The sequence below is a fragment of the Luteimonas terricola genome, assembly GCF_004352845.1.
In the GTDB taxonomy this organism is placed as follows: domain Bacteria; phylum Pseudomonadota; class Gammaproteobacteria; order Xanthomonadales; family Xanthomonadaceae; genus Luteimonas; species Luteimonas terricola.
Genome location: NZ_SJRX01000002.1, coordinates 259,264 through 284,236, shown reverse-complemented (window position 1 = coordinate 284,236; position 24,973 = coordinate 259,264). Strand labels below are relative to the sequence as shown.

The window sequence follows — 24,973 nt, the reverse complement described above, 5'->3', positions numbered from 1 at the left end:
GGCCCCTTTTTTGTCTCCGGTGAAGCGCTTCAGGGCATGTGAACGACGGCCAACGGCCCGGCTGGCATGCAGGGATCAGGGGGCTATCCTGTCGTCCGACAAGCAGCCCCCGGAAGGTGCCCTGATGAACAGGTTTCCCTTGCTCGCCGCCGCCGCGTTGTTCCTGCTGGCCGCGGCGCCGGCATCCGCCCGCGACGTGTCCTGCCGCCTCGACTTCGACATGGCCGGCTGGTCGGTCTTCTACAAGACCGCGTCGGGCACCGGCCGTGTGAGCTGCGACAACGGGCAGGCCATGGCGGTGCGCATCGACGCCAAGGGCGGCGGCTTGAGCGTGGGCAAGTCCGAGATCCGCGGCGGCCGCGGCGAGTTCTCCGGCGTCCGCAGCATCAACGAGGTGCTGGGCACCTACGTCGCCGCCGAGGCCCACGCCGGCGTGGTGAAGTCCAGCAAGGCGCAGGCGATGACCAAGGGCGAAGTGTCGCTGGCCCTGGCCGGCACCGGGGAGGGCTTCGACCTGGGCGTGGCCTTCGGGGCGTTCACGATCGAGGCGCGCTGACGCACGCCGCGCGGCGTGCGTCAGATCGCCAGTGAGCCCTGGTCGGCTCGGCCGGCCACACTGCGGATCCGACAGAACGCCAGAAGATCGGCCATGCGCGCATGCTTGCCGCGCCAGTCCTCGAACAGGCTTTCACCCACCAGTGCGTAATGCCATTCGCGGCCATCACGGTCGTATGGCGACAGCTCGTTGATCCGCCCGCACCAGGTGGCCGCCGCCTTGCGCTTGCGCTGCACGTTGGGATGGCTGGTCTGCTGCTGCGCCTTGGTTTCGACCATGTAGATGGCATCTACAGTGCGCACCATGAAATCAGGAAAGTAGAACGCCGGCAGGCCATCCTCGCGCACGTAGCGCAGGCGGGCGAAGTCGTGCCGGTTCTCGCTCAGCTTGCAGAAGGCCTCGACGCTGGCGTCCTCCTGGCACCATTCGATGAACGCGCGCTCCAGCCCGCCGCTGCGGGCGGGCCAGCCCTGGCGTGGATAAATGCACTTGGCCACCTCCATCGAGGTGGTCTCGCGCACCGTGATCCTGTCGACTTCCGACAGGCGACGGTGCCGTACTTCTGTCTCGCCGATGGTGCTGTGTTCTTCCGACCTGACCAGCGCCAGTCCGAAGACCTTGACGATGTGATCGATCACCGGCTGCAGCAGCAGAAGTCGCCAGTTTTCGTCCTCGAAGGGCTCGAAGCTTTCCTGGAACAGACGGTCGCGGACGTAGTCGTCCAGCGCCTGCGCCAATACGGCGCTTTCGACCTGCATATAGGGTGTTGCCAGGTGCTCGGCGATCCGGTTACCACGGGGCAGGGGATTGCTCAGCGCCTGGCCGACCCGGCGGGTCAGGCGCGACAGGTACTCGTTGTACCCGCTGACGTTCATCACGCTGCCCTCGACGCGGTAGTCGCCGAACAGGGTGCTGCTCTGCAGGTCCTGCGAGACGAAAGTGTCGCCCTTGCCCAGCAGCATGGAGAGGGCGGCGCGCGGCATCTGCGTGAACGGCTGCAGCTCGCCGATGTCGATCGGCAAGTGCTCGAGGGCGTCGTCGGCTTCGCGCAGGATGAAGGGGATCGCGAAGTCCCAGGCTTCGAAACCTTCGCGCAGCTCCGCCGTCACGAGATCGCCGATGGTCGAATCGCCGTCGTCGCCGTCGCCGGTGGTGCCGACCAGGCCGTCGCGCATCAGGTCATCATAGAACTGCTCGAAGCGCGGGTGCTCGACGATGGAGAGGATGTCGATCAGGCTGGCCGGCTCCTCGCCGCGGTTGATCCGCTCGCGGTTCTCGCGCTTGATGTCGTCGAACTCGGCGTCGCGCCACATCAGGCGCAGGCCGCGGCCGATCGTCTGCTCGAGCAGGATCTGCGCACCGCTGGCGCGCAGCGGCACGATCACGCAGATGTTGTTGACGTCGAAACCCTCGCGCAGCATCAGCACGCTGACGATCACCCGCGGCTGCGCATGGTGGTCGACGTCGAACAGGCGCTGGCGCAGCGGCGCCCAGTCCTTCTCGCCCAGCTCGGCCTTCTTTCCAGAATCGACGGTGAGCACGTCTTCTTCGTGCAGCCCCTCATCCACCAGGAACCGCGACACGAGCGGGCTGACGGTCGTGTCCTCGCAAACAACCAGCATCTTGGGATGCCGCGCGGGATCGATGGTCGCGAAATCCTGCTCCAGCCGCTTCAGCTTCTGCAGGCCGGCGCGCAGCATGACCCGCTGGCCCTCCGACAGGCGCAGTGTGCCGTCGTCATCGCGCTCGGCCTTGAAGTCCAGCGCATCGAGCGGCATCGCGCCGACCTCGCGGCGCTTGTCGAGTACCAGTGACTTCACCAGGCCGGCGCGCATCGCCGCCTTGAGGTCGAAATCCACCACGATGTGCGGAAACCAGACGCGGGTGCTGGCGGCGTTGCGCCCGCGTCCCGAGCGCTCGTTGTAAGGCGTGGCCGAGAAATCCATCTGCACGAAGCGGCGCCCCTTGCCCTCGGCAATGCGGGACAGGCTCTTCTGCCACTCCACCTCGTCGGCTTCGCCTGCCTTCTTGAGATCATGGATATGGTGCGCTTCGTCGTTGAAGACCATCAGGTCCGGCAGCGCCTGCAGGAACGCGATCACGCGTCCGCGGGCCCAACGGTTGTCCAGCACCTCCAGACTGTTGCCCGTGGCCCGCCCCGGCACCACGGGCAGCACCTGCCGCACCACGTCGTGCGGTTCGGGAACGATGCCGGCCGCGACCAGTTCTTCGTCCTCTTCCTCGGCCTCCGCGGCGGCCAGCTCGTCGCCGACTTCCTGCAGCAGATGCCAGTTGGTGACGGCGACCATGCCGTTGCCCGTGGCCTTCAGGCCGATGTCCTGCTTCATGCAGAAGTTGCCCTGCACGAACTGGCGCACCCGCTCGCGGTACGCCGGCGGAACGAACAGTTCGCCGTAGCGCTCGGTGTCGGACGTGGAGAAGTCGCGGCCGCCGGTCTCGCGCTCCTTGCCGATGAAGGCGTCCAGCAGGCGTTCGTACACGATCAGGCCGGGCGCCACGATCAGGAAACGCCGGGTGAAGCGCGGGTCGTCGATGCCCTCGTCCAGCGCGGCGGTCCTGTTCAACATCTGCCAGACCAGCAGCGCCTGCAGCACCCAGGTCTTGCCGGTGCCGGTGGCCATCTTCAGGCAGTACTTGGGGTGCGCGTGCTTTGGCAGGGAGAGCTCGGCCAGCCGGTCGCCGACGAGCAGCGCCTCGGCGCAGACCTGCTCGTACAGGTGCTTCAGGTCGAGCGTGCCCAGCACTTCGTGCGCCACGATGGTGTTGAGGATCGCCTGCCGCTGGCCGAGATGGAAGTTGAAGGCACGCGTCTGGCAGGCGTCTTCGCCGAACCACCAGTGCAGCAGCTCGGCCGTGGTCGGCGTGACCAGGTCGTACAGGTCGGCGGCGCCGGATTCCAGACCGATACAAAGCTGCTCCGTGCGCCGGGTCAGGGCCTTGGCGAGGATCAGCGGATCGGACGCCGTGGCGTTCAAGAGTCGCCCCCGGGAGAGTTGCAGGGCGTAAACGGCGTGTTTATGATGGGTTCTGCGTTTGTCAGGACGACAGGAGCAAGGCGGTGATAAGGAGCTTCGCCGACAAGGAAACCGAGCGGCTGTTCGCCACGCAGGCAAGCAAGCGCCTCCCGCCCGATGTCAGGTTCCGCGCTTTGGCGCAGGTCAACCGACTGCATTCGATTTCCGCCGTCGAGGACCTGCGATCTCCTCTGTCCAATCGCCTGGAAGCGTTGAAAGGGGATCGTGCCGGGCAGTGGAGCATCCGCATCAACCGGAAGTGGCGTCTTTGCTTCCGGTTCGAGGGCGGGGACGCTTTTGATGTCGAAATTGTCGATTACCACTGAGGTGCCGCAACCATGAGCATTCCCGCAACTGTCAATGGCTTGCCGCCGATTCACCCCGGCTATTACGTGCGTGAGCTCCTCGATGAGCTTGATATCAGCCAGGCCGCATTTGCCCAGGCCATCGGCGTCTCGCCCATGCGTGTTTCGCACGTGGTTCGCGGCACGCGTCCGGTCACGGCGGATCTCGCCCTGCGCTTTGGCCGTGCCTTCGGACAGAGCGCGCAGTATTGGATCAATTTGCAGAACGCCTACGACCTGAAGATCGCCGAGCGCGCGCTTGGCGACAGCCTGGACAAGGTGAGGCCGCTGGCCGCCTGACGGAGCCGCCACGTTCACGACTTCGGCTCCGCGACGCTCCTGACCACCTCGGCCTCGAACCCGAACACGTCCACCACGCGGACGCAGATGCGACGCTCGCCGGACTTGCGCGGCACGGTGAAGCCGGCGCGATCGACCACCCGCAGGGCGTCGTCATCGTTCGCGGTATTGCCGCGATAGTCCTGCCAGACCGAGCGGAACACCTGGCCGTCATAATCCGGATCCACCGCCCAGTACTCGATCATCGCCAGCGGCTCGGCGTTCATCACCTTCAAAAGCTTCCTGCGATTGTCCTCGTCCAGGTTGATCGCCTCGGGCGAAAGCAGGACGTAGTTGTCCAGTACGACTTCGATGCGCTCGTTGCCGTCGGCCACCGCTTCGCGAATCGCGGACTTGAGGGTGACGTACTGCAGGCTGGCGAAGCGCACCTGTCCGCGCAGCTTCTCGATGCCGCCCTTCTTGCGCAGGCGGTCGAGCAGGTCGGGCGGGATCACCAGCACCTCGAGCCGGTCGTCGTTGAGCGCGGCGATGCTCTGGCCGATGCCGGGGTCGAAGTTCCAGCCCAGCACCACCACGCGGTCCCAGCCGCCCAACAGGTTGTCGCGCTGTGCGATGGCCTTCTTCAGCGTGGCGTCGCCGGTGAGCTTGCCGGGCGAGTCGACAAGCACCAGCGTCTTCTTGCCGCCGAAGGCGATGCTGCCGAGGTTGCGCAGCGGATTGTCCTCCGCCGGCAGGGGCAGCGCGCCATACAGCGACATCACGATGGCGGACAGGTCGCCGACGCGGTAGTTGCTGCGACCGAAATGGCTCTTCGCCGCTTCGACGTGGTAGTCGCCGATGGCCTGGTAGAGGAACGGCCTCGCGCCCTGGTCGATCAGGCGCTTGCGCATGATCATGCAGGCGGGCTTGCCGATGTCGCTGCTGATCCAGCGGCGGCCCAACCGCTCTGCTACCGCGGCCGTGGTGCCCGAACCGCCGTTGAAGTCGGCGACGATGCCACCGGGAGGACAGGACGCGATAATCAAACGCTCAAGCAGCGCTTCGGGCTTCTGGGTGGCGTAATCGACCCGCTCCTTGGCCATAACATTGATGTCGGGAACCGGCCAAACAGATGTATGGGCTCTCCCTTTCGAGTCCTTGAGGTATTGCTTTCGAATGTCCTTGCCGACGCCTTGCAACCTGTAACGACCATTGCCATCGTTATCATCGTGCTTGAACCGCTCTTGGATGTATTCATCCGAATACGGCTCATACTGTTTGTCGAAGTATTTTTCGCCAGATTTTGTGTAATAGAGAATGGTGTCGTGGGAATGGATCCAGTTCTGCGCGCCTGCTTTGCCACCCGAAGGGTTTCCGCGATCCCAGACAATCTCTCTTCGAAGCAGATCTCTTCCAAAGATTTCATCCAACGCTGCTTTGACGTAGTGCCCGACATGCCAGTCCAGATGCACGTAGATCGATCCTGTGTTGGCGAGCAATTCGCGCATCAGTATCAGGCGAGGCGTGATCATCGCTAGATACGATGCTGTGCCGTTCGACCAGGTGTCGGAATATGCGAACTGTTCGATCACGGTCGGCCGCTGCTGCAACTCCATTCCAGGCAGGCTGACCTTGGTCCGGTAATCGGCCTTGGAGTCAAAGGGCGGATCGATGTAGATCAGATCGACTTTGCCGCGAAGGCTAGGCGTGTCCTCGTCTCCGGCCAGCAGGGCGGCCATCCCCAGTAGGTTGTCGCCGTAAATCAGGCGATTGGTCCAGCCGTCGCTGGCGCCGTGGCCCAGCTTGGCCGCGCGCTGCGCCTGCGCGATCCAGTCTGCCGCAGCTACGTCCTTGGACGGCAGCACCCATTCCCGGGTCTGCAGCCGCACCCGGTGCCTGCTTTCGAGTCCTTCAAGGATGCGTTCGGCTTGCTGTCGCCCCTCCTTGACGATCGCGGGCAACTCTTCCAGCAGGGACTTGGGCATGGCGGCTCTGTGCGGCAATCAGCAGCATCAAGCCTAGCTTTCAAATATAAGAAAGTGAAGCTTTCAGGATCGAGGCCCGCGGGTCCTTACCGTCACGGTATGGACATCAAGCACCGGCGAACGGCTTTTGCGAAGCGCTTCAACAGCGCGCTGCAGAAGGCCGGGAAAGACGAACTCAGCGGCGAGGAGGTCGTGAAGCTGCTGGCACGGCAGGGCGTGGCCACGACCAGCCAGACGGTGTCCAACTGGCGCAACGCCAAATACATACCGAAGCTGGAGCAGTTCGAAGGAATCGCGCGCATGTTGGGCATGGACCCGGGCGAGCTGGCCTTTGGAGTGCCCCGTACGGCCGAAACCCGCGCAAGTTACGGCGGCAAGCGCGAGGAGCAGTCGATCCTCGATGGCTTGGCCCTGCTGGGTGATCAGGAGCGGGAAGTCCTGCTAGGCCTTATCCGCCTGCTCGGATCCACCAGGGAGCGACCGGGGCGCCGCAGGGCGACTGCCAACGACTGAGTGGCGAGATCGGCAGTCAGTCTTCTCCGATATCCTCGTTCCAGAGCCCCGGATTCGCCGCGATCCACTCCCGCATCATGGTGATGCAGCGCTCGTCATCCAGCACCACCACCTGCGTGCCTGCCTCCCGCAGCCAGTCCACCCCGCCCGCGAAGTTCACCGCCTCGCCGACCACCACCGTGCCGATGTTGAACTGCCGCACCAGCCCGCTGCAGTACCAGCACGGGGCCAGCGTGGTGACCATGATCGTGTCGCGGTAGCTGCGCTGGCGGCCGGCCTTGCGGAAGGCGTCGGTCTCGCCGTGGATCGAGGGGTCGTCTTCCTGCACGCGGCGGTTGTGGCCGCAGCCGAGCAGACGGCCGTCGGCGTGGTACAGCGCGGCGCCGATCGGGATGCCGCCCTCGGCCAGGCCGCGGCGGGCTTCTTCCAGCGCGGTCTCGAGCAGGGCGCGGTAGTCGGGGGTGGCGGTCATGGCGGCTCCGGCGGCGGTTGCGGACCGGGATGCTGACATGGAACCGCTGCAGCCGTCCGCCGGTCGCGACAGGCGCCGGGTCCGCCGCGGTGCGATAATCGCGGCCATGAACGAACCCGCTGGCAAGCAGGACGGCCACCGCGCCGACACCACCCATTTCGGCTTCCGCGACGTGCCGGTGGGCGAGAAGCAGAAGCTGGTGGGCGAGGTGTTCTCGTCGGTGGCCGGCAATTACGACCTGATGAACGACCTGATGTCGCTCGGCATCCACAGGCTCTGGAAGCGCTATTTCACCGCCACCGCGCAGGTCTCGAGGGGCGACCGCGTGCTCGACCTCGCCGGAGGCACGGGCGACGTGGCCGCGCTGCTGCGCCAGCGCGTGGGCGAGACCGGTGAGCTGGTGCTTGGCGACATCAACGGCGAGATGCTGCGCGTGGGCCGCGACCGCATGGTCGACCGCGGCAACGTCCGCGGCTTCAGCTACGTGCAGTGCAACGCGCAGTCGCTGCCCTTCCCCGACGCGAGCTTCGATCTCGTCACCATCGCCTTCGGCCTGCGCAACGTCACCGACAAGGACGCTGCGCTGTCGGAGATGCTGCGCGTGCTCAAGGTCGGCGGGCAGGCGCGGGTGCTGGAGTTCTCGGAGGTGCCGGAGTGGTTCAAGCCGGTCTACGACTTCCATTCCTTCAAGGTGCTGCCGCGCCTGGGGCAGCTGTTCGCCAGCGATGCCGGCAGCTACCGGTATCTGGCCGAGTCGATCCGCAAGCATCCGCCGCAGGAGCAGCTCAAGGCGATGATGGAGGCCGCGGGCTTCGCGCGCTGCCGCTACCGCAACCTGTCGGGGGGCATCGTCGCGATCCACGACGGCTACAAGGCCTGAAGCGGGCGGCCGGCGCACCGGTGCCGGCCAGCGGCTAGAATCGGGGGCTGTTCCAACCACCGGACCCCCGTCCATGACCCTGAGCCGCACCTTCCGCCTGGCCGCGTTCGCGGCGCTGGCCCTGTTCGCCGTCGTCGCCTGCAAGCGCGAGCCGACGCCCGCCGACACGCCCGTCGCGCCCAAGCCGCAGGCTGCCGCCAGCGGCGGCGACTACGACGAGCATTCCTACGCCGAGCCCGACAAGGTCGCGATCGACGACCTGGCGCTCGACCTGGCGCTGGATTTCGACGCCCGCACCATCAGCGGCACCGCCACCTACACCCTGGACTGGCGCGACGATACGGCCGCCGAGCTGGTCCTCGACACCCGCGACCTGACCATCGAGCGCATCGAAGGCGAGGGCGAGGGCGGTGCCTGGACGCCGCTGGAGTACACCCTGGCCGGTCGCGACGACCTGCTTGGCAGCAAGCTCAGCATCCAGGTTCCGGAGCGCAACGAGCACGTCCGCGTCGCCTACAGCACCTCGCCCGCCGCTTCGGGCCTGCAGTGGCTCGACGCCGAGATGACCGGCGGCAAGGCCACGCCCTTCATGTTCAGCCAGTCGCAGGCGATCCACGCCAGGTCGTGGGTGCCGCTGCAGGACACGCCGCGCGTGCGCTACACCTACAGCGCGCAGGTCACCTCGCCCGCCGACGTGATGGTGCTGATGAGCGCCGACAACGACCCGGCCGCCGCGCGCGACGGCGACTACAGCTTCAGCATGCCGCAGCGCATTCCGTCCTACCTGATGGCGATCGCGGCTGGCGACCTGGTGTTCAAGCCGATCTCGGCGCGCGCGGGCGTCTGGGCCGAGCCCGGCATGGTCGACCGCTCGGTGGCCGAGTTCGAAGACACCGAAAAGATGATCGCCACCGCGGAGTCGCTCTACGGCCCCTACCGCTGGGAGCGCTACGACCTGCTGATCCTGCCGCCGTCGTTCCCCTACGGCGGCATGGAGAATCCGCGCCTGTCCTTCATCACGCCGACGGTGATCGTGGGCGACAAGTCGCTGGTCTCGCTGATCGCGCACGAGCTGGCGCACAGCTGGTCGGGCAACCTGGTCACCAACTCCAGCGCCAAGGACGGCTGGCTCAACGAGGGCTTCACCAGCTACGTCGAGAACCGCATCGTCGAGGCGCTGTACGGCAAGGAGCGCGCCGACATGGAGTACGTGATCTCGCGCAACGGGCTGAAGGCCGAGCTCGAAGGCATGGGCCCGGAAGAGCAGGCCCTGGCCGTGCGACCGGGCGTGGTGAAGGATCCCGACGACTCGCTCAGCGCGGTGTCCTACGACAAGGGCGCGTGGTTCCTGCAGTTCCTGGAGGAGCGCTTCGGGCGCGCCGAGTTCGACGCCTTCCTGCGCGGCTACTTCGACCACTTCGCGTTCCAGTCGATCCCCACCGCACGCTTCGTGGAGTACGCGCAGGAGCACCTGCTGGGCAAGTATCCGGGCAAGGTCAGCCGCGCCGAGTTCGACACCTGGCTGTACGAGCCCGGCATCCCGGCCACCGCGCCGCGGGTGCTGTCGCGCAACTTCGGCGTGGTCGACAGCGCGCGCCTGGGCTGGCTGGGCAGCAACACCCTGCCGCCGCAGGTGATCACCGATGAGTGGAGCACGCAGGAGTGGGTGCACTTCCTCGAGGGGCTTCCGGGCACGCTGTCGACCGAACAGCTCTCGCAGCTCGACACCGCCTATCGCTTCACCGGCACGCCCAACGGCGAGATCGCACAGCGCTGGTATCCGCTGGCGGTGCGCAGCGGCTACGTGCAGGCCTATCCGGCGATCGCGGACTTCGTGCGCACGATCGGCCGTCGCAAGCTGATCATGCCGACCTACCAGGCGCTGGTCGCCACCGAGGCGGGGCTGGAATTCGCGAAGCAGCAGCTGGCCGCCGCGCGCCCCGGCTACCACCCGATCACCACCGGTTCGGTGGAGCGGGTGATCGCCGAAGCGAAGCCGGCGCCGGGCAGCGGCATTCCGGTGGCGCCCGCGGCGCTGGAGGCCGTCGAGGCCGCCCCGCCGCAGGCTGACGACGCACCGGCGATGCCGGCCGCCGACGGCGATCCCACCCGTCCGGCGCCGACCGGCCGCTGAGGCCAGGCAGCATCCATGGGAGTCCGCATGAGCACCCACCGTCCCGCCCACGCCCGACGCAGCACGCTGCTCGCGGTGTCCCTTCTGGCCACCTTGAGCATGCTGGCCGCCTGCCAGGACCCGGCCGCACAGGCCCAGGCCCAGGCTGCGGTGCAGGCAGAGGCCAACGAAGCGGCAGCCGGGCAGGCCGCCGCCGATTTCGATGCCGCATACGCGGCGGAGAACTGGGTGCTGGCCGGCGCCCAGGGCGACGTGCTCCTCGCGCGCTGGCCGGACACGGCGGCCGCGGAGCGCATCCGCCCGCTGCACGAAGAGGTGCGCACCAAGGCCAACGCGGCCCGCGAAGCGGCACGGCTGAACGCGCTGTGGGCCTACAACACGGAGGCAGTCAAGGGCGGCAACCAGCTCGCGGCCGCGATCTTTTCCCGCGAGGGCGTGGACAGCGACGGCAGCGGTGCCAGGCCCGTGCGGCTGATCTTCCGCGACCATCCGTCCTGGGGCCGCAGCAGCTACCTGGTGATGCAGGCTGGCGACTTCGACTGCTATGGCGCCTGCCGGGTGTCGGTGACCGTGGACGATGCCGCGCCGGTGCGCATGGCCGCCAACCGCCCCGACACCGACGAGGCGATCGCGATGTTCATCGACGATGAGCGCGCGCTGTGGCGGATGATCGACGGTGCGAAGCGGTTGACGGTCGACTACCCGGTCAAGGCGGGCGGCACCCGCACCGCGGTGTTCGAAGTCGGCGGGCTGGAGCGGAAGCGGCTGCCGGACTGGAACTGAGGCAAGCGCGCTCCCACCCGCCCTTCGGGCACCTTCCCTACAGCGCGTACCCGAACTGCTGCCGGAACTGCCCCGCGAACTCGGCGTAGTCGAAGCGCTGGTTCTGCGTTCCCGGGTGCTCGACCTTGAGCGCGCCCATCAGGTTGCCGATGCGGCCGATCGTCTCCCAGTCGTAACCCTTCTCGATGCCGAAGATCAGGCCGGCGCGGAAGGCGTCGCCGCAGCCGGTCGGGTCGGTGATGCGGCGCTCGTGCGCCGGCGCCACGTCGTAGAGCTTGCCGTCGGCGTGGATGCAGGCACCCTGCGGACCGCGGGTGGCGATATAGGCCTTCACCTTGCCGGCGATGGTCTTCTCGTCCCAGCCGGTACGCTCCTGCAGCAGGTTGGATTCGTAATCGTTGACGGTGACGTAGTCGGCCTGTTCGATGAAGGCGCGCAGCTCCTCGCCGTTGAACAGCGGCATCGCCTGGCCCGGGTCGAAGATGAAGGGGATGCCGGCCTCGGCGAACTCCTTCGCGTTCTGCAGCATGCCCTCGTAGCCGTCGGGGCTGACGATGCCGATGGTCACGCCCGGCACGTCGCGCACGTGGTTCTCGTAGCTGCGCATCATCGCGCCGGGGTGGAAGGCGGTGATCTGGTTGTTGTCGTGGTCGGTGGTGATGAACGCCTGCGGGGTGAACAGCTCGTCGATCACCTTGACCCGGTCGAGGGTGATGTCGTTTTCCTCGAACCACTGGCGGTAGGGGCCGAAGTCCTGGCCCACGGTGGCCATCGGGATCGGGTCGCCGCCCAGCAGCTTGAGGTTGTAGGCGATGTTGCCGGCGCAGCCGCCGAACTCGCGGCGCATCCGCGGCACCAGGAACGAGACGTTCAGGATGTGCACCTTGTCCGGCAGGATGTGGTTCTTGAACTGGTCGGGGAACACCATGATGGTGTCGTAGGCCAGGGAACCGCAGATCAGTGCAGGCATCGGGAAGGCGCTCCGGGGGCTGGGTGCCGGCCCGGATGGGACGGCGTTCTCGATTGGGTGGGGGTGCCGGGGACCGGCGACGGGCCGTCCGGGCCTTCGGGGCGCGGCGGCCGCATAGGTTAGCCGCTGCACGGGGCCCGGGCCAAGCGCGACGCGGCCTCCGGCCCGGTTTCCCTTGCCGGGGCAGGGGGTGGTTGCTACGCTTCATGATCCGGTTTTCTACCGGGAAATCCCCCACTCTCCCCCGTTCCCCGCCCCTCCTGACGGACGCCCGCCCCCGATGTTCAAGAAGTTTCGCGGCATGTTCTCCAACGACCTGTCCATAGACCTGGGCACGGCCAACACCCTCATTTTCGTCCGCGGCCAGGGAATCGTGCTCAACGAACCCTCCGTCGTGGCCGTGCGCCAGGACCGCAACGGCGGCATGAAGGCCGTCGCCGCGGTGGGCGCCGAAGCCAAGCAGATGCTCGGCCGCACCCCCGGCAACATCACCACCCACCGGCCGATGAAGGACGGCGTGATCGCCGACTTCACCTATACCGAGGAAATGCTCAAGTACTTCATCCGCAAGGTGCACAAGGGCCGCTTCCTGCGACCGAGCCCGCGGGTGCTGATCTGCGTGCCCGCCGGCTCCACCCAGGTGGAGAAGCGCGCCATCAAGGACTCCGCCCTCGAGGCCGGCGCCCGCGACGTGTCGCTGATCGAAGAACCCATGGCCGCCGCGATCGGCGCCGGGATGCCGGTCACCGAGGCCCGCGGCTCGATGGTGGTCGACGTCGGCGGCGGCACCACCGAGGTCGCGGTGATCGCGCTCAACGGCATCGTGTATTCGCAGTCGGTGCGCATCGGTGGCGACCGCTTCGACGAATCGATCATCAACTTCGTGCGCCGCAACCACGGCATGCTGATCGGCGAGTCCACCGCCGAGCGCATCAAGCTCGAGGCCGGCTGCGCCTACCCGCAGGATCGCGTGATCGAGATCGAGGTCTCCGGGCGCCACCTCGCCGAGGGCGTGCCGAAGATGATCAAGATCACCTCGGTGGAGGTGCTCGAGGCCCTGCGGGAGCCGCTGGCCGGCATCGTCAGCGCGATCCGCCAGGCGCTGGAGCTGACCCCGCCGGAGCTCTGCGCCGACGTCGCCGAGCGCGGCATCGTGCTGACCGGCGGCGGTGCGCTGCTGCGCGACCTCGACCGCCTGATCAGCGAAGAGACGGGCCTGCACGTGCAGGTCGCCGAGGACCCGCTGACCTGCGTCGCGCGGGGCGGGGGGCGTGCGCTTGAGCTGCTCGACATGCACGGAAACGAATTCTTCGCCTCGGAGTGAGCTGACAGCCCCCGGCACCCACCGTGTCCAACTACGCCGGTTCCGCCCCCCCCCGATCCAGTGACGTCGCCGGCACGCTGCGGCTGCTCGCCTATCTCGCGCTGTCGGCCACCCTGATCCTGCTCGACCACCGCGGCGACTGGCTGGCCCAGGCGCGTGGCCACGCCAGCGTCGCCATGCAGCCGGTGTGGTGGCTGGCCGGGCTGCCTTCGCGCCTGGGCGAGGGGCTGCGCGACGATGCCGCCACCCGCGCGCGCCTGTCGGAAGAGAACCGGCACCTGCGCAACGAGTTGCTGCTGGGCGCTGCCCGCCAGGCGCGGCTGCAGGTCGAGGCCGAGGAGAACGCGCGCCTGCGCGGCCTGCTCGGCGCCGCCGAGCGCGGTGGCCAGGAGGTGCAGCTGGCGCCGATCCTCGACGTCGACCTCGATCCCACCCGCCAGCGCCTGATGCTCAACGCCGGCACCCGCAGCGGCGTGCGCGGCGGGCAGGCGGTGATCGACGCCAGCGGCCTGGTCGGGCAGGTGATCGAGGCCACGCCGACCACCGCGGTGGTGCTCCTGCTGACCGATCCCGACCACGCGGTGCCGGTGGCGGTGGCGCGCACCGGCGTGCGCCTGATCGTCTACGGCACCGGCCGCGGCGACGTGCTCGAGCTGCGCAACGTGCCGCTGTCGAGTGACGTGCGCACCGGCGACGTGCTGATCACCTCGGGGCTGGGCGGGCGTTTCCCGCCCGGTTTCCCGGTGGGCACGATCGCCTCCCTGCGCCCGGACGACAGCCGGGCCTTCCTGGTCGGCGACGTGGACGCCGCGGCCCAGCTCGATCGCGGCCGCGACGTGCTCCTGCTGCGCGACCAGCCGGCGACACCCATCGGGACGGGGACGGCGACCGACGCGGACGCGGTCACGACGACGGCCGAAGCGCCGGACGGGGCGGGCGAATGAGCGCCCGAGGCCGCCTCTGGGTGCTCCCGGTCAGCGTCCTGCTGGCCCTGCTGCTGGGCCTGCTGCCGATGCCGGAGCTGCTGCAGCCGCTGCGTCCCTACTGGCTGGCGCTGGTGCTGGCGTACTGGGTGATCGAGGACAGCGAGCGCGTCGGCCTGGGCTTCGCGTTCGCCGCGGGCCTGGTGGCCGACCTCGCCTTCGGCGGGCTGCTCGGCGAACAGGCGCTGCGCCTGGTGGTGATGAGCTTCATCCTGCAACGCTTCCGCACCCAGCTGCGTTTCTTCCCGATGCCGCAGCAGGCGCTGGCGATCGGCGGCCTGCTGCTCAACGACCGCGTGATCAGCACCATCATCCACCTGGGCCTCGGTGAGCCGGTGCTGCCGCTGGCTTACTGGTGGGCGCCGTTGCCGGGCATGCTGCTGTGGGCGCCGGTCTTCGTGCTGCTGGACGCGCTGCGCATGGGCCGCGGCGCGCGCCGGTGATGGCCGGCGCACGCGGCCGCCGGCTGCGCAACCCGGAGGCGGAGGCCCGCATGTTCCGCGGCCGCGCGCTGTTCGGCTTCGCGGTCGTGCTGCTGTCGCTGGCAGGGCTCGCCGGCTGGTACTTCAAGCTGCAGGTGCTCGACCACGACGACTATGCCAAGCGCTCGCAGGCCAACCGCATCAAGCCGCGACCGGTGGTGCCCGGGCGCGGCCTGATCCTCGACCGCGAAGGCCGGATCCTGGCCGACAACATCCCCGCCTACCGCCTCGACGTGACCCCGGAGGACGCGGGCGACATCCCGGCGCTGGTCCAGGCGCTGTCGGAGGTGGTCGAGCTTGCGCCCGAGGACATCGAGCGCTTCGAGGTCGCACGCAGGTCCACGCGTTCCTTCCGCGCGATCACGCTCAAGCTGCGTATCGACGACGAGGAAGCCGCGCGTTTCGCCGTCGAGCGCTGGCGCTTCCCGGGCGTGGAGCTCGTGCCCTACCTCAACCGCCGCTATCCCTATGGCGAGCTGCTGGCACACGTGGTCGGCTACGTCGGGCGAACCGACGAGGACGATATCGCGCGCTTCGGCGAAGGCCACGCGGTGTTCACCCACACCGGGCGCACCGGCCTGGAGCGCTACTACGACGAGGCCCTGCGCGGCGTGGTCGGCTACGAGCAGGTCGAGACCAACGTCGAGGGGCGCGCCCTGGGGCGGCTCGGGCTGGTGCCGGCCACGGCCGGGGCCGATCTGAAGCTGTCGATCGACGCCGAGCTGCAGCGGGCGATGGTGCTCGCATTCGGCGAGATGCACGGGTCGGCGGTCGCGGTGGACCCCGCCACCGGCCAGGTGTTGGCGATGGTCAGCCTGCCGGGCTACGACCCCAACCTGTTCGTCAACGGGATCTCCACCACCGACTACCGCACGCTCATGGATGACCCGGCGCGGCCGCTGTTCAACCGCAACGTGCTCGGTGGCGGGCCGCTGGGTTCGATCGTGAAGCCCTTCGCGGCCCTGGCCGGGCTCGACAGCGGCCTGCGTACGCCGGAAAGCCGGGTGTTCTCGACCGGGGAGTTCTTCATCCCGGGGCAGAGCCGCGGATATCGGGACGCCGGCCGCGCCGCCGGCTGGGTCGACCTGCGCGACTCGATCTCGCGCTCGATCAACTACTACTACTACAAGCTCGCCTACGACATGGGCATCGACCGCTTCGCGGAGTACATGCACCGCTACGGCTTCGGCGAGCCCACCGGCATCGACCTGACCGGCGAAACCTCGGGCATCGTGCCTTCGCGCGAGTGGAAGCTGCGCAACAGCCGCGAGCCCTGGTACCCGGGCGAGACCGTGATCGCCGGCATCGGCCAGGGCTACTGGGTGGCGACCGCGCTGCAGATGGCGCGCGGCACCGCGGCGATCGCCAACGGCGGCGACCTGCATCCCCTGCGCCTGGTTGCAGAGCGGCGCAGCGGCTACGACGTGCCCTGGGTACCGCTTGCGATGGCTCCCGCACCGCGAATCACCGACAACCCGACCCACCTGCGCGCGGTGCAGGAAGGCATGGAGGCCACCATCCACGGCCGCGGCACGGCGACGGCGATGGCACGCGGATCGCCCTACCGCATGGCCGGCAAGACCGGCACCGCGCAGCGGGTCAGTCGTCGCGGCGGCGTCAGCCTGGATCCGCGAACGCTGCCCTACCACCTGCGCCACCAGGCGCTGTTCGCCGGCTACGCGCCGGCGGAGCAGCCGACCATCGCGCTGGTGGTGGTGGTCGAGCACGGCGGCTACGGCGGCGCCACGGCGGCGCCGATCGCACGGCGCATCTTCGACGCCTGGCTGCTCGGGGAAATGCCCGAGCCGGCATCGACGGTGGACGGCGAGGATGCGCCGGCGGTCGATCCATTCGAGGGCGTGGTGTCTGCGGTCCTGGGCAGCGCCGGGGCGCGGGTGCTGGACGACGCGGAGCAGCGGCCTTGAACGCCATCCTGCGCTTCCTGCTCGAGCTGCTGCAGCGCTTCGTGCGCACCCTGGACTGGGTGCTGCTGGGCGCGCTGGTGGCGCTGATGGGCATCGGCCTGGCCGTGCTGTACAGCGCGGGCGGGCAGAATCCGGCACTGGTCACCTCGCAGGGCGCGCGCTACGGCGTGGGGCTGGGCGTGCTGTGGCTGCTGTCGCGGGTGCCGCTGCTGCGCCTGCGCGACGCGGCGCCGGCGGCCTACGTGGTGTCGCTGCTGCCGCTGGTGGCGGTGCTGTTCGTTGGCACCGGCCGCAGCGGCGCGCACTGGCTCGACCTGGGGGTGTTCTATTTCCAGCCCGCCGAGCTGCTCAAGCTCAGCCTGCCGATGGCGGTCGCCTGGTACCTCAACGAGCGCCCGCAGCCGCCGGGCTTCGTGTCCACGGTGGCAGGCATGCTGCTGGTGGCGGTGCCCACCGGGCTGATCCTGCTGCAGCCGGACTTCGGCACCGCGATGCTGGTCGCCGCCAGCGGTGCCTTCGTGCTGTTCCTCGCCGGGATGTCGTGGTGGTGGTTCGTGGCGGCGGCGGCGGCGGTGGCGGGGGCGGCGCCGGCGGCATGGGTCTGGTTCCTGCGCCCGTACCAGAAGGATCGGATCCTGACCTTTCTGGATCCGGAGTCCGATCCGCTGGGCGCGGGCTGGAACATCATCCAGTCGAAGATCGCGATCGGTTCCGGCGGCCTCGACGGCCAGGGCTGGGGGCAGGGCTCGCAGTCGCACCTCAACTACGTGCCCGAGCACACCACCGACTTCATCTTCGCGGTGCTGTCGGAGGAGTTCGGCTGGTTCGGGGTGGTCGCGGTGCTGGCCCTTTACCTGGTGGTGGTGGGGCGTTGCCTGTGGATCGCGGCGGCGTCGCGCGACGGCTTCGGGCGGCTGCTCGCCGGCGCGTTGGGGCTGGCGCTGTTCGTGTACGTGCTGGTCAACGGCGGCATGGTCTCGGGACTGCTGCCGGTGGTGGGCGTGCCGATGCCGCTGCTGAGCTTCGGCGGTACCGCGGCGGTCTCGCTGCTGGCGGGCATGGGCGTGGTGATGGCGGTGCATGCCGCGCGGCCGGTGCGCGGGCGCTGAGCGCCACAACGGGGCATGAACGCGACGGGCTTGTGCCACAGGGCTGCGTGCTAACCTCGCCGCCGATGAACCGACACCCGCGACCGACCCGTCCTCGACCGCGCCTGCTGCCGGTCCTGGCAGCGCTGCTGCTGCTTGCAGCCTGCGCCCCTTCCGCGATCGTCCATGCACCCGCGTCCGCGGCCGAACCCGCGCCCATCGTGGTCGAAGCCGTGCCGGCAGTGGCGCCGTCGGCACCGGGCTTGCTGCCGCCGGTGCCGCAGCCGCCGGAGCGTCCGGTCGCGCCGCCGTCGGTGACCGATCCCGCACTCAGCCGCGAGCAGCGCATCGCCGCCTTCGTCGACTACACCGCCACCACCTATGGCGTCGACCGCGGGCGCATCCGCAGCGTGCTCGCTGGCGCGGAACACAAGCAGTCGATCGTCGATGCCATGTCGCGCCCGGCCGAAGCCGTGCGTCCCTGGCGCGACTATCGCCCGATCTTCATCAACGACGCCCGCATCAGCGGCGGCCGCGCGTTCTATGCGGAGAACCGCGCCGCGCTCGACCGCGTCGCCGCCGACACCGGCGTGCCGGCCGAATACATCGTCGCCATCATCGGCGTCGAGACCAGCTACGGCCGCATCACCGGCAACCATCGCGTGCTCGATGCGCTGTACACGCTCGCCTTCGGCTTCCCCCGGCGCGCGCCGTTCTTCGCCGGCGAGCTGGCGCAGCTGTTCGCGCTGGTCGCCGAGGAGCCGCAGCTCGACCTTGCCGCGCTCAAGGGCAGCTATGCCGGCGCCATGGGCATGGGCCAGTTCATGCCGTCCAGCTACCGGCTGTGGGCGAAGGACGGTGACGGCGACGGCCGCCGCGACCTGCTCACCCACAAGCCCGACGTCTTCGCCTCGATCGCCAACTATTTCGTGATCCACGGCTGGGAGCGCGGGGCGCCGGTGGTCGCGCGCGCCGACAAGGCCGCCGGTGCGGAGGAATTCGTGCCCAGCGGCGATCCGAAGTCGCTCGAGCCCGACCATTCGCTGCCGCTGCTGGCGCAGCAGGGCTTCACCCCGCGGCCGGGCGAGCCGGTGGGCGAGGGCGCCACCGTGATCGCGCTCGATGGCGACGCCGGGCGCGAGTACTGGCTCGGCTACCGCAATTTCTACGTCATCAGCCGCTACAACCGCTCGCCGATGTATTCGCTGGCCGTGCACCAGCTGGCGCAGGCGATCGCGGGGCGCGAGCCGCAATGAGCCGGTGGCGCGCGAGGCCCGCGTGCTGGGCGATCGCCGCCGCGGTTCTGCTGCTGGCGGGCTGTGCCGGTGCGCCCAAGCGCGAGGCGCCGCCGGCCCCGGAAACCTCCGGGACGGCGCCGCCCGGCGACGGTCCCAGGGTGTCGCCCTATGCGCCGGCGCAGGAGGATCCCTCCACCCGCGGCAATTACGTGGCGGGCGGCCTGTACAAGCCCGGCGTCGCGGACACGACGCCCGACTACGTCCCCGACGTGGACGCCATCCCCGAGCCCGAAGTCGTGGCGCTGGAGCGCTCGCGCTACGGCAACCGCTCGCCGTACAAGGTGCTGGGCAAGTCCTACCACGTGCTCGACGATGCCGAGGGCTTCGCCGAGACCGGGTTGGCGTCCTACTACGGGCAGAAATTCCACGGCCGGCTGACCTCCAACCAGGAGGTCTACGACATGTATGCGTTCACCGCGGCGCACAAGTCGCTGCCGCTGCCGAGCTTCGCGCGCGTGACCAACCTCGACAACGGCAAGTCGGTGGTCGTGCGCGTCAATGACCGCGGGCCCTTCCACGCGGGGCGGGTGGTCGACCTCAGCTATGCCGCGGCGGTGAAGATCGGCGTGCATCCGCGCGGCACCGCGCGGGTGGAGGTGCGTGCGCTCGGTCCCGGCGAGAATATCCGTCACCAGCCCGCCCGCCATCAGCCCGATACCCGCGTTGCCGCGGTGGATCCGGCCACCGGCTTGCCGCCTGGCGTGCGCGTGGCCACCGGCCGGCCGCAGGCCATGCCGCCGAGCGCGATGGACGGGCTGGTGGCTGGCTTGCCGGCCTCGACGGCGGCGCCGTCCGCGGCGGTGGATGCCTCGCAGGACTGGCGCTTCGACATGCACCAGGACGGACGCGCGATGACCGCCGACGAGTTCGACGCCTGGATGAAGGCGCGGCGCGCGCGCGTGGCCACCGGCCGCGCCGGCAAGCCGGATCCCTACGGCTCGGCCGCGCCGGGCGGCGAGGGCGCTGCAGCCGCGGCCGCAGTTCCTGCCCGGGCGCAGGCGCCTGCGCCCATGCCCACCTCCGCGTCAACGTCGGTACCCGCACCCGCGACCCCGGCACCCGGGTCCGGTGCTGATGCCGGCGTACTGCTGCAGGTCGCCGCCTTCGGCTCCCGCGACAACGCTCAGCGAGCGTTGGCGATGCTCAGCCGCGCCGGTATCGCCGGTGCGCGCCTGCAGGACGGTACAGCCGCCGGCAAGCCGGTCTGGCGCCTGCGCGTCGGGCCGGTGGCGCAGGCCGGCGTCCCGGAACTCAGCGCCCGCGTCGCGGGTCTGGGCTTCGGTGCACCGCATCCCGTACGCGAGTGAAGTGCGCGGTTAAAATGATCGCTTGTCCACGCCGTCCGTCCACGGGCGGCACGAAATTCCCGGAGTTCCCCGCCTGATGAAAGTCCACGCCGTCCGCGTCGCGCTGTTTGCCGCCGTTTCCGTCGCCACGCTCGGCCTCGCCTTTGCCCAGGACCCCGCGCCCACGGCCGCGGCCCCGGCCCCGGCCGCGCTGAGCGAGCAGCTCCCGGTGCCCGACGCGCCCGCCATCATCGGCACCGCCTGGGCGCTGATGGACTACGCCACCGGACAGGTGCTGGCCGGCGACAACGTCGACGAGCGCGTCGAGCCCGCGAGCATCACCAAGGTGATGACCAGCTACGTGATTGCCGCCGAGATGAAGGCCGGCAAGCTGCAGGCCGACGACGACGTGATGATGAGCGTCAACGCCTGGCGCAGCGGCGGCGCCGGCACCGATGGCAGCTACAGCGGCTTCGAGGTCAACAAGACCGCCAAGCTGATCGAGATGGTCAAGGGCATGGTGGTGCAGTCGGGCAACGACGCCGCGATCGCCCTGGCCGAGCACGTCGCCGGCTCGGAAGACGCCTTCGCCGCGCTGATGAATGCCTACGCCGCGCGCATCGGCATGGAGAACACCCACTTCGTGAACTCGCACGGCCTGTCGGCGCCGGAGCACTACTCGACCGCGCGCGACCTGGCCCTGCTCGGCCGCGCGCTGGCCCGCGACTTCCCCGACCACTACGCCTACAACAGCATCAAGGAGTTCAAGGTCGGGCGCATGGACGCGCAGCTCAACCGCAACGTGCTGCTGTGGCGCGACCAGAGCGTGGACGGGATCAAGACCGGCCACCACTCCGGCGCCGGCTACTGCCTGATGGCCTCGGCCAAGCGCGGCGACCAGCGCCTGATCTCGGTGGTGATGGGTTCGACCAGCGAATCCCAGCGCGCGACCGACTCCCAGGCCCTGCTCAACTGGGGCTTCCGCTTCTTCGAGACCCACGAGCTCTATGCCGCCGGCGAACCGGTGGCCACCCAGAAGATCTGGAAGGGCCAGGCCAACGAGATCGGCCTCGGCGTGGCACAGCCGCTGCTGGTGAGCATGCAGCGCGGCCAGTACGCGAAGCTGCAGCCGAGCATGGACGTGCCGCGCACCCTGGTGGCGCCGCTGGAGCGTGGCCAGGCCGTGGGCATGGTGCGGGTGATGCTTGACGGCAAGCTGGTGGCCGAGGCGCCGCTGGTGGCGCTTGAAGAGGTGCCGGAAGCCGGCTTCTTCAAGCGCCTGTGGCACGAACTGCTGATGTGGTGGCAGTCGGTCTGAGTTTTCAGCGTGCGTTCGACAGCTGGGTCGAGTTGACCCAGCCGCGGTTGCCGACCTCGTCCTCGACCTCCCACATCGTTCCTTCCTTGACGCCGGTGGGATAGAGCAGCATCCCCGGGTCGATATCGCGCACGGCACCACCGCGGCCATCGGCCGACTTCAACAGGCGGCCGGGACGGCCCATGGTGACCGCCTGGCCGACGTTCGCCGCCGATGCGTCGGCCGGCAGGCCGCCGAGCTGGGCGACGAGGTCGCTATAGGCCTGGATATAGGCCTGGGCCACGACCTGGCCGATCTCGGTGTTGGCATAGCCGGAGGCGCCGCCGGCGATCAGCGCGCCGCCGAAGCCGCCGCCGCCGCCGCGCCAGCCGACATCGGTCTTGCTGGCGTGCCCCTCGGTCATGGCCACCTGCTCCGACGAGCGCGCATCGGTGACGGTCAACACCACGTCGGCGCTGCTGCGCTTGAGGTTGACCCCGCCGACCACGGCCGCCGCGCGCCGGTTGCCGAGCAGGCCGCCGACCAGGCCGCCGATGTTGGTGCCGCCGGCGTTGCGGTTCTGGGAAACGACGTCGGGCACCAGCACGTAGTCGGCGGCGCGGACCTGGCCCTTGCCGATGTTGGAACCGCCGCGCAGGTCGCCCGAGGCGGCCAGCGCGCGCTCGGCCTGCATCGCCGCCATGCCGGTGCCGCGGTCGACCAGGGTGAAGCAGCGCGAGCGGCTGACGTAGACCTTGATCAGCGCCGCGGGCGAGGGCAGGCGCTGGCCGGTCCACCAGTTCTGGCCAGTCGGCTCGATCACGGCGATCGTGCCCAGGTTGCGTGAACACACCGGGACGTCGGTGGCCTGCTGGGCGCGGGCCAGGGGGGATGCGGCCAGCAGGCAGGCGGCGAGGGCGATGGCGAGGGCGTTGCGCGGCATGGGCGGCTCCGTGGTGACAGGTGGATTCCTTGTCCATCGTCGAACGCGGTCCGCGGCCGCCACCGGACGGCGATCGTTGCGGCACCGGGGCCGCGGTGTTGCGGCCACGGCGTTGGGATCGCGAGGCCACGGCCCCATAATCGGGGCCATGGAGATCAAGTCCGACAACCCTGAACACGGCTTCCAGTTCCCCGGCGACTTCGAGATCACCGCCATGGGGCCGGCGTCGGCCGGGCTCGAGGTCGAGGTACCGAACCTGCTGCGGGCGGCGGGCCTGACCGTGGTCCACGAAACGCTGACCACCCGGCCCTCCGGCAGCGGCCGCTATGTGTCCGTGCGCCTGACGTTCCGCGCCAATTCCCGCGAGGAGTACGAGAGCGCGCACGCCGCGCTGCGCGAGCACCCCGAGGTGAAGTGGACGCTGTAGCCGCCCCGGGCGCACGTCCGCTGCTGGTGCGGGAACTCGGCCGGCGTTCCTACGAGCCGGTGTGGCGCGCGATGCAGGCCTTCACCGACGCCCGCGATGGCGACACCCCGGACGAGCTGTGGCTGGTCGAACACGACCCGGTGTTCACGCTCGGCCAGGCCGGCAAGCCCGAGCACGTGCTGGTCCCGGGCGACATCCCGGTGCTGAAGGTCGATCGCGGCGGCCAGGTCACCTATCACGGCCCGGGCCAGCTCGTCGCCTATCCGCTGTTCGACCTGAAGCGGCTGCGGATCGGGGTGCGCGACTACGTCTGCCGGATCGAACAGGCGATCATCGATACGCTGGCCGGCTGGGACATCCATGCGCAGCGCCGCGAGGGTGCGCCGGGTGTGTACGTGGACAGCGGCGCGAAGATCGCCGCGCTCGGCATCCGCGTGCGCCGCGGCTGCACCTTCCACGGCCTGGCCTTGAACATCGCCATGGACCTTGAGCCCTTCCACCGCATCAACCCCTGCGGCTACGCCGGGCTGGAAGTGACCTCGGTGATAGACTGCGGAGGTCCCGCAAACCTCGACGCCGCCCGGTCCCCGCTGGTCGCGGCGCTTGCCGCACAGTTCGGTCTGGCGGTAGTGGCGGCTGGGGAAGAACAAGCTTTTGCCACGGATTCACGCGGGTAAACGCGGATCCAAGGGCAAAAGCCAATGCAAAAGCTTTTTGCCACGGATTTACGCGGATGACGCGGATCAGGGGCAAAAGCAGAAGCTAAAAGCATCTTTGTCGCGGATTTGCGTGGATCCGGGATGAACAACAAAGCTAGGCTGTCCCCTCAGCCTGATCCGCGTAATCCGCGTAAATCCGTGGCCAAAAAATCATGACCAACACTCCCGCCGCCAAGTCCATCCCACTCGAAGTCGTCGCCGACGCGCCGCCGTCGCTGGTGCCGGGTGTGAAGCAGGTCGCGGGGGACAAGATCGCGCGGTCGCCGGTGCAGTTCGTGGATGCGCCGGTGCTGCGCAAGCCGTCGTGGATCCGGGTGCGGATCCCGAGCAACGGCGCGGTGGCGGCGCTGAAGTCGAAGCTGCGCGCCAACCGGCTGGTCACGGTGTGCGAGGACGCGAGCTGCCCGAACATCCATGAGTGCTTCGGCCATGGCACCGCGACCTTCATGATCCTGGGCGAGGTCTGCACCCGCCGCTGCAGCTTCTGCGACGTCGCCCACGGGCGCCCGAAGCCGCCGGACGCCGACGAGCCGCGCCGCCTGGCCGAGACCGTCGCCGACATGGGCCTGAAGTACGTGGTGGTGACCTCGGTCGACCGCGATGACCTGCGCGATGGCGGTGCCCAGCACTTCGTCGACTGCATCAGCGCCATCCGCGAGGCCACGCCGGCCACGAAGATCGAGATCCTCACCCCCGACTTCCGCGGCAAGGGCCGCATGGACCGGGCGCTGGAGATCCTGGCCGCGAATCCGCCGGATGTCTTCAACCACAACGTGGAAACCGTCCCGGACCTGTACCGCAACGTGCGCCCGGGCGCCGACTACCAGTGGTCGCTGACCCTGCTGCAGCGCTTCAAGGCCCAACACCCGGACGTCGCCACCAAGTCGGGGATCATGCTCGGCCTGGGCGAGACCCTGGAGCAGGTGCAGGCCACCCTGCGCGACCTGCGCGCGCACGATGTCGAGATGATCACCATCGGCCAGTACCTGCAGCCCAGCCCGCACCACCACCCGGTGCTGCGCTACTGGACGCCGGACGAGTTCAAGGCCTTCGAGGACTACGGCATGGAGCTGGGCTTCACCCACGTCGCCTCGGGGCCGCTGGTGCGCTCGTCCTACCACGCCGACCGCCAGGCCGCGGGCGCCGGCGTCGCGGCCTGAGCGCCGGCGCGCGCCGCTTGGCGAACTGTTCACACCCAGCCCCATGGCCGCGGTTAGAGTGGCTTCGGGCGTCATGATGCGACTTCCAGC

Annotated in this window: 22 protein-coding genes and 1 pseudogene; 18 read left to right on the top strand and 5 right to left on the bottom strand. The window is 69.1% G+C overall.

The annotated features are described in order from the left end of the window. Window positions 1–124 precede the first annotated feature (124 nt). Window positions 125–556, top strand: a complete 432-nt coding sequence (locus tag E2169_RS06035; protein ID WP_132985718.1) for a hypothetical protein — start codon at window positions 125–127, stop codon at window positions 554–556. Between the two features lie 20 nt (window positions 557–576). On the opposite strand, the gene E2169_RS06030 is transcribed toward E2169_RS06035, so the two are convergent. Further along, complete coding sequence (locus E2169_RS06030; RefSeq protein WP_132985717.1) at window positions 577–3,552, bottom strand: DEAD/DEAH box helicase family protein; 2,976 nt, start codon at window positions 3,550–3,552, stop codon at window positions 577–579. 83 nt (window positions 3,553–3,635) lie between these two features. Between E2169_RS06030 and E2169_RS06025 the strand changes: the two genes are divergently transcribed. Beyond that, window positions 3,636–3,917 (top strand): type II toxin-antitoxin system RelE/ParE family toxin, encoded by a 282-nt coding sequence (locus E2169_RS06025; RefSeq protein ID WP_132985716.1) that lies wholly within the window; start codon window positions 3,636–3,638, stop codon window positions 3,915–3,917. A 12-nt stretch (window positions 3,918–3,929) separates the two neighbouring features. After that, window positions 3,930–4,235 carry a HigA family addiction module antitoxin gene (locus E2169_RS06020; protein WP_132985715.1) on the top strand — a complete coding sequence of 102 codons (306 nt, stop codon included), beginning with the start codon at window positions 3,930–3,932 and terminating at the stop codon, window positions 4,233–4,235. Window positions 4,236–4,249: 14 nt separating this feature from the next. Here the strand turns inward: E2169_RS06020 and E2169_RS06015 are convergent, their stop codons facing one another. Beyond that, on the bottom strand, window positions 4,250–6,199 hold the full coding sequence (locus E2169_RS06015) for a site-specific DNA-methyltransferase (RefSeq protein WP_132985714.1): 1,950 nt from the start codon (window positions 6,197–6,199) through the stop codon (window positions 4,250–4,252). Between the two features lie 99 nt (window positions 6,200–6,298). Here E2169_RS06015 and E2169_RS06010 point away from each other — a divergent pair, with 99 nt between their 5' ends. After that, window positions 6,299–6,712, top strand: coding sequence for a hypothetical protein (locus tag E2169_RS06010; RefSeq protein WP_132985713.1), 414 nt, complete (start codon window positions 6,299–6,301; stop codon window positions 6,710–6,712). Between the two features lie 16 nt (window positions 6,713–6,728). Here E2169_RS06010 and E2169_RS06005 read toward each other — a convergent pair whose 3' ends face one another. After that, complete coding sequence (locus tag E2169_RS06005; protein WP_132985712.1) at window positions 6,729–7,184, bottom strand: nucleoside deaminase; 456 nt, start codon at window positions 7,182–7,184, stop codon at window positions 6,729–6,731. A gap of 106 nt (window positions 7,185–7,290) precedes the next feature. On the opposite strand from E2169_RS06005, the gene ubiE reads away from it, so the two are divergent. The 3 genes from ubiE (at window position 7,291) to E2169_RS05990 (ending at window position 10,981) form a co-directional block, all read left to right on the top strand. Then, complete coding sequence (gene ubiE / locus E2169_RS06000; protein WP_132985711.1) at window positions 7,291–8,064, top strand: bifunctional demethylmenaquinone methyltransferase/2-methoxy-6-polyprenyl-1,4-benzoquinol methylase UbiE; 774 nt, start codon at window positions 7,291–7,293, stop codon at window positions 8,062–8,064. 73 nt (window positions 8,065–8,137) lie between these two features. Further along, entirely contained in the window at window positions 8,138–10,198 is a 2,061-nt protein-coding gene (locus tag E2169_RS05995) for a M1 family metallopeptidase (RefSeq protein ID WP_132985710.1), read from the top strand. Window positions 10,199–10,297: 99 nt separating this feature from the next. Continuing rightward, window positions 10,298–10,981, top strand: coding sequence for a hypothetical protein (locus E2169_RS05990; RefSeq protein WP_132986001.1), 684 nt, complete (start codon window positions 10,298–10,300; stop codon window positions 10,979–10,981). Window positions 10,982–11,018: 37 nt separating this feature from the next. On the opposite strand, the gene E2169_RS05985 is transcribed toward E2169_RS05990, so the two are convergent. Beyond that, window positions 11,019–11,951: a carbohydrate kinase family protein gene (locus tag E2169_RS05985; RefSeq protein WP_132985709.1), complete on the bottom strand. Its 933-nt coding sequence runs from the start codon at window positions 11,949–11,951 to the stop codon at window positions 11,019–11,021. Window positions 11,952–12,231: 280 nt separating this feature from the next. Between E2169_RS05985 and E2169_RS05980 the strand changes: the two genes are divergently transcribed. The 8 genes and pseudogenes from E2169_RS05980 (at window position 12,232) to E2169_RS05945 (ending at window position 21,655) form a co-directional block, all read left to right on the top strand. Beyond that, window positions 12,232–13,275, top strand: coding sequence for a rod shape-determining protein (locus E2169_RS05980; protein ID WP_132985708.1), 1,044 nt, complete (start codon window positions 12,232–12,234; stop codon window positions 13,273–13,275). Between the two features lie 23 nt (window positions 13,276–13,298). Then, window positions 13,299–14,219 (top strand): rod shape-determining protein MreC, encoded by a 921-nt coding sequence (mreC, locus tag E2169_RS05975; protein ID WP_132985707.1) that lies wholly within the window; start codon window positions 13,299–13,301, stop codon window positions 14,217–14,219. Continuing rightward, complete coding sequence (gene mreD, locus E2169_RS05970) at window positions 14,216–14,701, top strand: rod shape-determining protein MreD (protein ID WP_132985706.1); 486 nt, start codon at window positions 14,216–14,218, stop codon at window positions 14,699–14,701. Before mreC ends, mreD begins: the two co-directional genes overlap by 4 nt. Further along, window positions 14,701–16,647, top strand: a pseudogene (mrdA, locus tag E2169_RS05965) (penicillin-binding protein 2); the annotation flags it as partial. The gene mreD and the pseudogene mrdA, both read left to right, overlap by 1 nt. A gap of 14 nt (window positions 16,648–16,661) precedes the next feature. Then, entirely contained in the window at window positions 16,662–17,774 is a 1,113-nt protein-coding gene (rodA, locus tag E2169_RS05960) for a rod shape-determining protein RodA (protein WP_132985704.1), read from the top strand. A 65-nt stretch (window positions 17,775–17,839) separates the two neighbouring features. Further along, entirely contained in the window at window positions 17,840–19,009 is a 1,170-nt protein-coding gene (mltB, locus tag E2169_RS05955) for a lytic murein transglycosylase B (RefSeq protein ID WP_132985703.1), read from the top strand. Beyond that, window positions 19,006–20,358, top strand: a complete 1,353-nt coding sequence (locus tag E2169_RS05950) for a septal ring lytic transglycosylase RlpA family protein (RefSeq protein WP_132985702.1) — start codon at window positions 19,006–19,008, stop codon at window positions 20,356–20,358. Before mltB ends, E2169_RS05950 begins: the two co-directional genes overlap by 4 nt. 76 nt (window positions 20,359–20,434) lie before the next feature. Beyond that, the gene (locus tag E2169_RS05945; protein ID WP_132985701.1) at window positions 20,435–21,655 is read left to right on the top strand and encodes a D-alanyl-D-alanine carboxypeptidase family protein; all 1,221 of its coding nucleotides are present in this window, start codon (window positions 20,435–20,437) and stop codon (window positions 21,653–21,655) included. A gap of 4 nt (window positions 21,656–21,659) precedes the next feature. On the opposite strand, the gene E2169_RS05940 is transcribed toward E2169_RS05945, so the two are convergent. Further along, window positions 21,660–22,577 carry a CsgG/HfaB family protein gene (locus E2169_RS05940; RefSeq protein WP_132985700.1) on the bottom strand — a complete coding sequence of 306 codons (918 nt, stop codon included), beginning with the start codon at window positions 22,575–22,577 and terminating at the stop codon, window positions 21,660–21,662. A 148-nt stretch (window positions 22,578–22,725) separates the two neighbouring features. Between E2169_RS05940 and E2169_RS05935 the strand changes: the two genes are divergently transcribed. The 3 genes from E2169_RS05935 (at window position 22,726) to lipA (ending at window position 24,883) form a co-directional block, all read left to right on the top strand. Next, window positions 22,726–23,004, top strand: a complete 279-nt coding sequence (locus tag E2169_RS05935) for a DUF493 family protein (RefSeq protein WP_132985699.1) — start codon at window positions 22,726–22,728, stop codon at window positions 23,002–23,004. Further along, the gene (lipB, locus tag E2169_RS05930) at window positions 22,992–23,681 is read left to right on the top strand and encodes a lipoyl(octanoyl) transferase LipB (protein WP_132985698.1); all 690 of its coding nucleotides are present in this window, start codon (window positions 22,992–22,994) and stop codon (window positions 23,679–23,681) included. The genes E2169_RS05935 and lipB overlap by 13 nt, the downstream gene beginning before the upstream one ends. Before the next feature lie 194 nt (window positions 23,682–23,875). Then, window positions 23,876–24,883, top strand: a complete 1,008-nt coding sequence (gene lipA, locus E2169_RS05925) for a lipoyl synthase (RefSeq protein ID WP_132985697.1) — start codon at window positions 23,876–23,878, stop codon at window positions 24,881–24,883. Window positions 24,884–24,973 lie beyond the last annotated feature (90 nt).